This is a genomic window from Lapillicoccus sp. (assembly GCF_025353065.1).
Classification (GTDB): domain Bacteria; phylum Actinomycetota; class Actinomycetes; order Actinomycetales; family Dermatophilaceae; genus Lapillicoccus.
Genome location: NZ_JANXRJ010000301.1, coordinates 1 through 11201, shown reverse-complemented (window position 1 = coordinate 11201; position 11201 = coordinate 1). Strand labels below are relative to the sequence as shown.

Here is an 11201-nt window from a genome sequence, read left to right as displayed (position 1 = left end):
GCCGGCGGCGCTGGCGTCGTCGAGCCGCTGGCGCAGCGCATCGTGCTCGGCGGCGGCCGTCGCGAGGGCGGCCTCGGCGGTCGTGATCGCCTGCTGCGTGCGATCGGCTTCACCCCGGGCGCTGCGGGCGGCGACGCCGAGGGCGCCGAGCTTCTCGGCGACGGCGGACATCTTCGCGTCGGAGTCGTGGAGCCGCTCGAGCGCACCTTCGACGGCTTGGGCGGCCTCGGTCGCGCGCGCGTGGGCCGAGGCCAGGGCGAACCGGGCCTGCTCGCCGCGCCGGGTGGCCTCCGCGACCTGGTCCTGGGCGGTGTCGAGGGCGGCCTGGATCTCCAGGAGGCTCGGTGCGGCGGAGCTGCCGCCGCGCACCCATCCGGGCGCGAAGACGTCGCCGTCGGTCGTCACCGCGGTGATGCCGTCGCCGCGCCGGACGAGAGCGGTCGCGGCCATGGCGTCGGCGACGAGGGCGACCCGGTCGAGCACCTGCTCGACCGCCGGGCGGACGCCGTCCGGGCACGAGACCACCTCGCGGGCCCAGCGGGCCCCGGCGGGCAGGGCCGGCCACGACGTCGGGTCCACCGGCGTGGCGGTCTCGCTGACGAGCATCCCGGCCCGGCCGGCGTCGTCGCGCCGCAGCGTCGCGAGGGCCGCCGCGGCCGCTCCGACGCCGTCGACGGCGAGCGCGTCGGCCACCCACCCGAGGGCCGCGGCGACCGCGCTCTCGTGGCCCGGCTCGACCTGCAGGAGCGAGGCGACCGACCCGGCGATGCGGTGGACCTCGACGTCGCCGGCGAGCAGCGCGGCGGCGCCGTCCTTGCGACTGAGGCTGAGACCGAGGGCCTCGACCCGCGCGGTCCCGGACTGGCGGTCGCGGTCGGCGGCGCGCTCGGCGTCGCGCAGCTCCTCGACCTCGTGCTCGAGCTGCTCCAGCTCGGCCGCGAGGGTCTCGTAGGTGGCGTCCAGACCCTCCTCGCCCTCCTCCTCGACCGCGATGGAGGCCTCGAGCTGGGCGAACTCCCGCTCCGCGGCCACGGCTCTGGCCCGTGACTGCTCGACGCCGACGCGCAGCCGGCCGATCTCGGCCTCGGCCCCCTCGATGCGGGACGCCTTGGCGGCGACCTGTCCGGCGAGCCGCGCCAGTCCCTCGCGGCGGTCGGCGACGGCGCGGGCGACGCGCGAGAGGCGTTGCTGCTCGGCGGCATACAGCTGCTCGGCCTCGCCACGGGTGCTGACGGCGACGGCGAGGGCCTCGGTGGCTGCGGCGATCTCGGCGACGAGCGCCTCGTGCTGGCCGCGCAGCTCGCCTGCCTGGGCGCGCAGCTGGTCGGGGTCGCGCGTCGAGCTGCCGCCGACTTCCTGGACGTCGTCCTCGGCGAGCAGCCGGACCCGCTCGGCCGCCAGCGACCTTGTCGCCGTGAGGCGCTCGGTGAGGCGAGAGAGGGCGTACCACCGCTCCTGGGCACGGGTCAGCTCGGGGCGGGCCTGCTCGGCATCGGCCTCGAGGCGGGCGAGCCGGTCGCCGAGCCCGGTCAGCCCCTGCTCGACCTCGGTGCGCCGCGCGATGAGGGCGCTCTCGTCGGCGACCTCCTGCTCGAGGGTCGAGCCGAGCCGGACGAGGTCGTCGGCGAGCAGCCGCAGTCGCGCGTCGCGCACGTCGGCCTGGACGGTCGCGGCCCGGCGCGCGGTCTCGGCCTGCCGCCCGAGGGGGCCGAGCTGGCGGCGGATCTCGCTCGTGAGGTCGCTGACCCGGGTGAGGTTGAGGTCCATCGACTCGAGCTTGCGCAGCGCGCGTTCCTTGCGCTTGCGGTGCTTGAGGACCCCGGCCGCCTCCTCGATGAACCCCCGGCGCTCCTCTGGAGTCGCCCGGAGCACGGCGTCGAGCTGGCCCTGACCGACGATGACGTGCATCTCGCGGCCGATCCCGCTGTCGGACAACAGCTCCTGGATGTCCAGCAGCCGGCACGAGGTGCCGTTGATGGCGTATTCGGAGCCGCCGTTGCGGAACATCGTCCGCGCGATCGTGACCTCGGTGTAGTCGATCGGGAGGGCGCCGTCGGTGTTGTCGATCGTGAGCGCGACCTCGGCCCGCCCGAGCGGGGCGCGGCCGGAGGTGCCGGCGAAGATGACGTCCTCCATCTTGCCGCCCCGCAGGGTCTTGGCGCCCTGCTCCCCCATCACCCACGCGAGGGCGTCGACGACGTTGGACTTGCCGGAGCCGTTCGGCCCGACGATGCAGGTGATGCCCGGCTCGAGGCGCAGGTTGGTCGCGGAGGCGAAGGACTTGAAGCCCTTCATCGTGAGGCTCTTGACGAACACGAGCTTGGCTGCGCCTCTCCGTGTCTCCGGGCGGCACCGGGAGCGGACCCCGCCGGCGTGCGATTTCCGCAGAGCCTACCGGCGCGGAAGGGGTGTTTCCGGCACCTCGGCGGCTCGGTGGTTCGACGGGCTGGTGGTGCTGATGGGGCGGTTGTGACGGGTGGGGATGGAGGCGCGGCTACTCGCGAGTCGCATCGGCGATCGCCTCGTGGTGGCGGATCACCTCGGCGACGACGAACGCGAGGAACTTCTCCGCGAAGACCGGGTCGAGGCCCGAGTCCTCCGCGAGCACGCGCAGCCGCGCGATCTGCTCCTCCTCGCGCGCCGGGTCGGCCGGCGGCAGCGCCTCGTAGGCCTTGAGGATGCCGACCTTCTGCGTCGCCTTGAACCGCTCGGCGAGGAGGTGAATCAGCGCGGCGTCGATGTTGTCGATGCTGCGGCGCAGGCTGGACAGCTCGGGGGGGACTTCAGACACGGCAGACAGGGTATGCCGCCGCGCCGGCCGGCCGGGCGGGTCGCCCCACGACGGGGCGTCTCACGGCAAGCCACCTCACGCCATCGCCGGGTCGGGCACCGACAGCGACAGCGCGAAGTCGCCGGCGGGATCGGTCCACCAGTGCTGCAGCCGGAGGCCCGCGGCCGCCAGCTCCGCAGCGACCCCGGCCCGACGGAACTTGGCCGAGATCTCGGTGCGCATCTGCTCGCCGCGCCCGAAGGCGACCTCGAGGTCGAGGGCGCCCAGCCGGACCCGCTGGTCGATGGTCGACACGAGGCGCATCTCGATCCACTCGTGCTCGGCGTCCCAGACCGCCCGGTGCTCGAAGCCGTCGAGGTCGAAGTCGCCGTCGAGGCTCCGGTTGATCACCGTGAGGACGTTCTTGTTGAAGGCCGCCGTGACGCCCTGCGCGTCGTCGTAGGCCGCGACGAGACGGTCCGCGGACTTCACGAGGTCGGTGCCGAGCAGGAAGCTGTCGCCCTCGCCGAGCAGGCCGCGGACGTCACCGAGGAACGTGGCGCGCTGCGTCGGGTCGAGGTTGCCGATCGTCGAGCCGAGGAAGGCGACCATCTGGCGGGGGTGCCGCGGCAGCTCGGACAGATGCTTCTCGAAGTCGCCGACCTCGGGCTCGACGGCGAGGTCCGGGAACTCGTCGCCGACGGCGAGCGCCGCCTCCTCGAGGACGACCGGGTCGACGTCGAACGGCACGAACCGGCGCAGCGTGCCGGCGTCCGTCAGCGCCTGCAGGAGCAGCCGGGTCTTCTCCGAGGTGCCGCTGCCGAGCTCGACGAGGGTCTCGGCAGCGCTCACGGCCGCGATCTCCGCCACCGCGGACTCGAGGATCGAGCGCTCGGTGCGGGTGGGGTAGTACTCGGGCAGCCGGGTGATCTCGTCGAAGAGCTCACTCCCCCGCCCGTCGTAGAAGTACTTCGGCGGCAGCACCTTCGGGATCCGGTCCAGTCCCTCCCGCACGTCGACGGCCATCTGCCGGGCGAGCCCGGTCGCGTCGAGGTGGACGTCGAGATGGACCCCGAGATGGACCCCGAGATGGACCCCGAGGTCGACGCCGTTGTCGGTGGTGGTCATGTCAGCCCTCCAGGGCGGTCACGGAGACCCCGGCCGGGGTCACCTCGAGGTGGTGGTGGTCAGGGACCTCGACCCACCGGGGGTCGTCGTCCCAGGGCTCGCTCGCGACGGCGGTGCCCTCCGGCGTGGCGAGGTAGCTGAGCTGGTCGCCCCAGGTGATCCCGGTGATGCGGACCCCGTCGGTCAGCAGCAGCGTGAGGTATGCCGCGGGGTCGGCTCGCGCGACCTCGCGCACCGTCTCGGCGACCCGGTCGGGACCCAGCGCGAAGACGTGGGCCGCGAGCACCGCCGAGTCGCAGGCGGATTCGGCCTCTCGACGCGGTGGGAGCACCCCCCGGTCGACGCGGCCGTTGTGCGAGAGCAACCACCGCCCATCGGTGAACGGGGCGGCGGCGCTCTCGTCGATCGGCATACCGACCGTCGCCGAGCGAACCGCGGCGAGGATCGCGTGGGAGCGCAGCACCGGGGCGACCGACGCGAACGACGCGTCGCCCCAGATCGGTCGGGCGGAGCGCCAGCGCACCGGTGGCGCTGGCTCCGGCGACCCGGAGTCGTAGAAGCCGACGCCCCAGCCGTCGGCGTTGACCACCCCGCGTCGCTGGTGGCGGGGAGCGTAGGACTGGCGCAGCAGCCCGTGCTCCGGTTCGAGGACGATCGAGGCGACAGAACGGGGTTCGCCGAGCCAGGCGACGTGCCGGCACACGTCAGACCACGTCCCAGGCGAGGCGGAGCCCGCTGAAGATCTGCCGGCGGACGGGGAGGTCCCAGTTGCGGAACGACGGGCGGATGCTCGCGCCGCCGACGGCCCACGAGCCACCGCGCAGGACGCGGAAGTCGCCGCCGAAGAAGGGGGCGCTGCAGTCGGAGTAGAGCATCCGCGTGAAGCCGGGCCACGGCTCGAACCTCGACGAGGTCCATTCCCACACGTCACCGATCAGCTGCTCGACACCGTAGGCCGATGCCCCAGCGGGATAGGCACCGACCGGCGCCGGTCGCAGGGCCCCTCCGCCGAGGTTGGCCAGCGCCGGGGTCCACGCGGAGTCGCCCCAGGGCCAGCGGCGCCGGTGGCCCCGCGCCGGGTCCCAGGCGCAGGCCTTCTCCCACTCCTGCTCGGTCGGCAGGCGACCGCCGGCCCACGCGGCGAAGGCCTGGGCCTCGTGGTAGCCGATGTGCTGGACTGGCTCGTCGGGCGGGATGTCCTCGACGACCCCGAACCGGCGCCTCGAGCCGTCGGCCGACCAGAACAACGGCCGCTCCAGTCCGGCCTCGAGCCGGTGCGCCCAGCCCTCCGCGGACCACCAGTGCAGCGCGTCGTAGCCCCCTGCCGCGATGAAGCGCCGCCAGTCGGCGTTGCTGACCGGGACCCGCCCGATCCGGAAGGCGGGGAGATAGGCGGCGTGCGCGGGTCGCTCGTTGTCCAGCGACCACGGTTCGTCGACAGCGTCGACGCCGAGGACGAACGGCCCGCCCGGGACGAGGACCGACCCCTCGCGGCGCGCGCCGGAGACGACCGGACGGCCCGCCGGGAGCACCTCCCGTGGGTCGAGCACCGCTGCGCCCGAACGCAGCTGGTGGGTCGCGAACATGGTCTCGACGTGCTGCTGCTCGTGCTGTTCCACCATGACGTAGGGGAAGAGGGCGTCGTCGTCGGTCGCGTGCTCGATGGCGTCCGTGACCCTGCCGCGGACGTCGGCCAGGTAGGCGCGGGCCTCCCCCGGGGTGAGCAGCGGCAGGGCCACCCGACTCGCGCGGGGGTGCTCGAAGGCGTCATAGAGCTTCTCGATCTGCGCGGGGAGCAGCCCCTGCGCACCGGCGTCGCCACCGCGCAGCAGCCAGAGGTCCTCCTGCTGGCCGATGTGGGCGAGGTCCCAGACCAGCGGGCTCATCAGGGGACTGTGCTGGGCCGTGAGCTCGGGCTCGTCGATCTCGGTCAGCCACTCCGTCCGCCGACGAGCGGCCTCCAGCCCGGCGAGGACGGAGCTGCCGTCGGGGGCACTGCGGCCGGGTATGCCGTGGTCAGACATCCGCGTCGTCCTCGAGGGTGTCAGCGGTCAGCTCGGTCTCGTCGAGCAGCACCCTCAGCGGGCCGTCGCGCTCGATCTGCGACCTCAGCTGCCCGCTCGGGGTGCGCCCCGACTGCAGCAGCTCGGCGAGCTCCGCGACACCTGCGCGCAGGGGCGGCGCCGCGTGCCTGACAGCGAGGTCGAGACAGGCCAGGACGGCGGTCCGGATCGCAGGGTCGGCCATCCCCCACCGCGCAGCCGCCTCCCACATCTCCGTCACGGGCTCGCAGATCTCGGCCGCGAGGTCGGCGGCCACGGGGTCGTCGACCAGGGACACGACGATCGCCGCCAAGGACGGCCACCACCGGTCGGGCAGCGAATCGAGACAACGGATCTCGATGTAGCCGCGCGGACGGACCGGCGGGAACAACGTCGTGAGGTGGTAGTCGACGTCGGCGAGGGTCGGGGCCCGGCCGATCGGACCGTCGCCCCGGAGCCACTGCTCGAGGGTGACCCGGTCGGTCATCGCCGTCATCCGCCGCGGCATACCTTCGGCTGTCCCGTTGGGCGCGTGACCCCCAGGGTCGTCGGCGACGAGCATGACCGGGGCCGCCAGGGCGTAGTCGGCCCAGGCGGGGCCGGGCGCGCCGGCCCGGACCGGATCCGTGCGGCCGTGGTCGATGCCGTGCCAGGTGCCCTGCCGCATCGAGTGCCACCCTGAGGTCCGCGCCCCGAGGTAGGGCGAGCCGGCCGAGATGGCCACGAGGACGGGGACGAGGCTGCGCACGAGGCCGAGCCGGTCGTCCCAGCCGGCGGCGGGACCGGCGTCGAGGTTGACCTGGAGGGCGGCGGTGGCGGTCATCATCGCCAGCCCGGACCCGGAGGCGCTGAGGGCCTGGAAGTGCTGCTCCATCGCGACGTAGCGGGCTCCCGGACCGACCCGTCGGGGCGGCCGCGCCGGATCGGACCCGAGCGGCGCGAGCCCGAAACCTGCTTGCCCCGCGTGCGCTCGCAGCCGGCGTTCGTCCCGCTGCAGACCTGTGACCGCGGCGACGACGTCGGCGCCGGGTGGGGTCGACAGCTCCAGCTGACCGCCGGGTTCGAGCGTGACGGTGCTGCCCCCGGGTAGGGCCCGGAGGCCGGCCACCAGCCGCTCGATCTGCGCCCACCCCGGTCGACGGCCGGGGTGGGACCGGTCGACGAGGTGCATCTCGAGCTCGAGGCCCACCCGGCCGATCGGGCCCTCGGTCAACGCGACCCGGGCGATGTGGTCGTGCGCGCGGGACACGGAACGCGGCCCGCGCAGGGGGGCGTCGTCGGTCGTGTCCTCCGACATCTGGGCAGCATCGATCTCGACGTGTGCGGTCATCGCAGACGCCCCTGCCTGGTCCGGACCGGTCGACGAGTCGACCGCGGGTCGGCGCGGGGCGGTCGAGAAAGGTGACCGTCCTCGTGGTGCTACGTGCTGATCAGATCCTTACCCAGAGGGCTGACAACCCCAACCCCATATCGGCGTTTTTCCCGATTCGTCAGCAACCGTTAACCCGGAAGAACTGCCACTGTCGCCTGTCCGTCGGAGGTGCTCACTTCTCGACGAAGGACTCCATGCCGGCACGGGCCGGGCTCCACTGGACGACCACCCCGCCGGCCCGGCCCGGCCGGGCGCGCGTGCTGGGGTCCTCCTCGAGCAGGACGACCAGCGCGTCGATCTCGTCCCCGGCCCCCTGCGCCACGATCTCGACGCGTCCGTCGTCCATGTTGCGGGCGTGACCGGTCAGGCCGAGCTCGAGGGCCCTCGCCCTGGCCCACCACCGGAACCCGACCCCCTGGACCTCGCCCCGGACGAAGATCGTCGCGCGTTCCATGGGCACCAAGATTACTGAACGCCGCGCGCCTGCCGGGCGGGCGGGTCGACGCTACCTATTCTGCGAACAGGTACTGCCGTACCGGCAGCCCCGCGAGCACCAGCAGCGCGACAGCCCGCACCAGGTATGCCGGGCGGCGCAGGAGGACGGTGGACGTGTCGACGTACGAACGGACGGCCGGTCCCGGTCCTGCCCCCGCACCGACCGTCGGGAGCGTGCGGGAGGCCACCCGGCATACCGGCTCGGGGGGGTCCGCCGGGCCGGGCAGCAGCGAGGGTGGGACTCACCTCGAGGGTCTTGACGGCCTGCGTGCCCTGGCTATCGCGGCGGTCGTCGCCTACCACCTCGACCCGACGTGGCTGCCCGGCGGCTTCCTCGGCGTCGACGTGTTCTTCGTCGTGTCGGGCTTCCTCATCACCACCCTGCTCGTCGCCGAGCGGGCTCGCAGCGGCAGCATCGCGCTGCGCCGGTTCTGGGTGCGGAGGGCCCGCCGACTGCTGCCCGCGCTCGGCGTCTGCGTCGTCGTCTGCGTCCTGGTCGCCCGCCTCGTCCACCCCGACCTGCTGGTGCACCTCGGCCGGCAGGTCGTCGGCGCCCTCACCTTCTCGACGAACTGGGTCGAGATCTCGGCGGGGTCGAGCTACTTCGAGCAGACCGCGCCGACGCTGTTCCTCACCATGTGGTCGCTCGCGGTCGAGGAGCAGTTCTACCTCGTCTGGCCGCTCGTCGTCACCGCCCTGCTCGTCATCGGACTGCGGCCGCGGACGCGGGCCGTCGTCGCGGTCGCCGTTGCCGTCCTCTCCACCGCGCTGATGGCGGTCGGTCTCGTCGCCGGCCAGGACCCGACTCGGGTCTACTACGGCACCGACACGCACGTCATGGGGCTGATGCTCGGCGCGGCACTGGGCTTCGTGTGGACGAGCCCCGGCCATGGCGTCCTCGGCACGGAGCTCTGGGCCCGGTGGCGTCGCCCGGTCCTCGTCCTGTCGCTCGCGGTGCTGGCCGGGCTCCTGCTGCTGCTCACCGAGGAGACCCCGGCGACCTTCCGTGGCGGCATCGCTCTGGCCTCGCTCGCGACCGCCGCCCTCGTCGCCGCGCTGCTCCCGGTGCACGACGCGCCGTCCCGGTGGCGGCTGCTCATGAGCGGCCCGGCCCTGACCTGGGTCGGCCGCCGCTCCTACGGCATCTACCTCTGGCACTGGCCGGTCCTGCTCATCATCGGCCTCGACCTCCCCACCGCGCCGGGCACGACACAGCACCTGCTCACCCGCGCCTGGGCGGTCCTGGTCACCCTGGCGCTCGCCGACCTGTCCTACCGGTTCGTCGAGGCGCCCGTCCGCGTCTGGGGTTTCCGGGGGGTCGGGGGGATGGTCGCGCGCACCCTGCTGTCCCCGTTCTCTCGCGTCCCCCGCGTCGTCGCAGGCACCGCCGTCGTCCTGCTGGCCCTCGCAGCGGTCGTCGTGATCACCGCGCCCGACCGCACCCAGACCGAGCGGCTCCTCGACCAGAACTCGACGTATGCCGGTGGGTCGCCGGCCGTCTCCCCCGCCGGACACGCCGGAGCTCCCGGCGCGCTCACGTCCCGGGTCGGCCTGCCGTCGGCGAGCGCCACGGGCGCCGGGCCATCGGCGACGAGCGCGCCCCCGGCGGCCACGACGACTGCCGGCACGACGGCGAAGGCCGTGAGCTGGGCGATGCCCGCCGGGCCCGAGATCGACGTCTTCGGCGACTCGATGGTGGTCGCCAGCGTGCACGCCCTCGACTACTACTTCCCCGGCGTGCGGATGGACGGCAAGTCCAACCGCCGCTGGGCCGACGGCCTGACCGAGGTCACGGGCCGGGGCGCCGACATCCGCCGCGCTGTCGTCCTCGACTACGGCACCAACGCGGGCGTCGACGCTGCCACCCTCGCCAAGGTCCTCGACGTCCTCGGCCCGCAGCGGATGGTCGTGGTGGTCAACATCTACGGCCACGCGTCCTGGATCGACCAGGCCAACGCCGACCTGGTCGCCGCTGCCTCCACCCGCCCCAACGTGATCGTCGCCGACTGGCACACCGCGATCACCGCCCAACCCCAGCTGCTGCAGTCCGACGGCATCCACCCGACGATCACCGGCGCGCACCTCTTCTCCAAGACGATCCGCGCCGCCATGGCCGCGCTGAGCCAGCGGCATACCGGTGTCGCGGTGGTTCTCAAGGACCTCCCGGCCTTCTGATGAGCGCCCGGCGGACGGGACGCTGTCGCTCTGCCCCGGACGAGGACGGCTCCGCGCAACGACGACCGTTGGTCCGGAGCGGCCGGGCCGTGGAGCGTCTCGACCTGATGGCCGATGGACCAACGGTCGTCGCTACGCGCCGGTAACCCGCTGGCTCGACACCCAACCGGCCGCCCTTCAGGGGAGCAGTGTGAATGTGCCCACGTGAGCGGGCCGGACGACGGTGAAGTGCCGTCGATCCACCGTGGCGACTTCGACGATGCCCATGCGTTCGGCGGTCACCACGACTGACGCATCGACGGTCCCCAACGGGAGGTCGCGATAACGGGCAACCAGCTCGGCGATGCGCAGCCAGTCCGCTGCCAGCACCGGCGCGACGGTGAAGGCGCCACCGGCAAGATCCCCGAGGAAGCGAATCTCCGGGCCTGTCCCCAGCCTCGTCGCCAGCAGGTAGACCACCTCGGTGATGACCAGGGTGGGGACGATCAATGGACCGGCGTGGGTCTCGAGGAGCTCAAGCGAGGCCGCGTGGTGCGCATCGTCAGCGTCGACGTAGGCATAGAGGGGCCCGGCGTCGACGACGATCGCGGTTATCGTCCGACCTCGCCGGCGAGGATCTCCTCGATCCGCTCGGAGACGTCGCTCCTGCCGCTGCGCCCGGCACCAGCCGCGCCGAGTCGGCGCGGCCCGGAGGGCTCACTGAGATACGCCTCGAGAGCCGCACGGCTGATGTCGGCGATGGTCACGCCCTGGCGTTCGGCCTCGTGCCGCAGCCGCGCGTCGAGCTGGTCGGGAATCTTGACCGTCGTCCGCTTCATGGTATGTCAGCATACCCGTGCCGCCCGACCTGCCGGATCAGGTTTGTCAGGTGGGTAACAGCGCGATGGCCTCGATGGAGACGAGGAGGCCGCGCGGCAACCTGACATTGGCCGGCGCCGACCGCGCGGGTGGAGGGTCGGGCATGAAGCGTGCGTAGACCTCGTTGAGCGTGGCGAAGTCGTCGACGTCCGCATAGAAGATGGTCGTCTTCACCAGGTCGGCCAACGACGCTCCGGCTTCACTGAGGACGGCGGCGAGGTTCGTCAGGGCCTGCTCGGTCTGCGCCTCGATCCCCTCGGGCGCCAGTCCCGTGAGCGGATCGATGCCGGCCGTTCCCGAGCAGAAGACGAACCCGCCCGCGACGATCGCCTGGCTGTACGGGCCGAGGGCGGTCGGGGCC

At 73.2% G+C, this 11201-nt stretch carries 12 protein-coding genes; 1 reads left to right on the top strand and 11 read right to left on the bottom strand.

Annotated features, from left to right (window positions below; translation table 11 throughout):
- The 8 genes from Q0R63_RS22075 to Q0R63_RS22040 form a co-directional block, all read right to left on the bottom strand.
- Positions 1-2316 (bottom strand): AAA family ATPase (locus Q0R63_RS22075; protein WP_295702202.1); only part of this gene is annotated, 2316 nt, incomplete at its 3' end.
- A 178-nt stretch (positions 2317-2494) separates the two neighbouring features.
- Entirely contained in the window at positions 2495-2791 is a 297-nt protein-coding gene (locus tag Q0R63_RS22070) for a chorismate mutase (RefSeq protein ID WP_295702200.1), read from the bottom strand.
- A gap of 75 nt (positions 2792-2866) precedes the next feature.
- Positions 2867-3898, bottom strand: coding sequence for an L-histidine N(alpha)-methyltransferase (gene egtD, locus Q0R63_RS22065; RefSeq protein WP_295702198.1), 1032 nt, complete (start codon positions 3896-3898; stop codon positions 2867-2869).
- A 1-nt stretch (position 3899) separates the two neighbouring features.
- Positions 3900-4601, bottom strand: coding sequence for an ergothioneine biosynthesis protein EgtC (gene egtC / locus Q0R63_RS22060; RefSeq protein ID WP_295702196.1), 702 nt, complete (start codon positions 4599-4601; stop codon positions 3900-3902).
- Position 4602: 1 nt separating this feature from the next.
- Entirely contained in the window at positions 4603-5922 is a 1320-nt protein-coding gene (gene egtB / locus Q0R63_RS22055) for an ergothioneine biosynthesis protein EgtB (RefSeq protein WP_295702194.1), read from the bottom strand.
- On the bottom strand, positions 5915-7270 hold the full coding sequence (gene egtA / locus Q0R63_RS22050; protein WP_295702192.1) for an ergothioneine biosynthesis glutamate--cysteine ligase EgtA: 1356 nt from the start codon (positions 7268-7270) through the stop codon (positions 5915-5917). The genes egtB and egtA overlap by 8 nt, the downstream gene beginning before the upstream one ends.
- Positions 7271-7484: 214 nt before the next feature.
- On the bottom strand, positions 7485-7766 hold the full coding sequence (locus tag Q0R63_RS22045; RefSeq protein ID WP_295702190.1) for an acylphosphatase: 282 nt from the start codon (positions 7764-7766) through the stop codon (positions 7485-7487).
- 55 nt (positions 7767-7821) lie between these two features.
- Positions 7822-7995 (bottom strand): hypothetical protein, encoded by a 174-nt coding sequence (locus Q0R63_RS22040; protein ID WP_295702188.1) that lies wholly within the window; start codon positions 7993-7995, stop codon positions 7822-7824.
- Here Q0R63_RS22040 and Q0R63_RS22035 point away from each other — a divergent pair.
- Positions 7982-9982, top strand: coding sequence for an acyltransferase family protein (locus Q0R63_RS22035; RefSeq protein WP_295702186.1), 2001 nt, complete (start codon positions 7982-7984; stop codon positions 9980-9982). The two genes, Q0R63_RS22040 and Q0R63_RS22035, sit on opposite strands and share 14 nt — an antisense overlap.
- A 177-nt stretch (positions 9983-10159) precedes the next feature.
- Here Q0R63_RS22035 and Q0R63_RS22030 read toward each other — a convergent pair whose 3' ends face one another.
- The 3 genes from Q0R63_RS22030 to Q0R63_RS22020 form a co-directional block, all read right to left on the bottom strand.
- Positions 10160-10567 carry a PIN domain-containing protein gene (locus Q0R63_RS22030; protein WP_295702204.1) on the bottom strand — a complete coding sequence of 136 codons (408 nt, stop codon included), beginning with the start codon at positions 10565-10567 and terminating at the stop codon, positions 10160-10162.
- A 5-nt stretch (positions 10568-10572) separates the two neighbouring features.
- Positions 10573-10800, bottom strand: coding sequence for a CopG family transcriptional regulator (locus Q0R63_RS22025; protein WP_295702184.1), 228 nt, complete (start codon positions 10798-10800; stop codon positions 10573-10575).
- A 46-nt stretch (positions 10801-10846) separates the two neighbouring features.
- On the bottom strand, positions 10847-11201 hold a 355-nt coding region (locus tag Q0R63_RS22020; protein WP_295702181.1), incomplete at its 5' end, for a Rid family detoxifying hydrolase.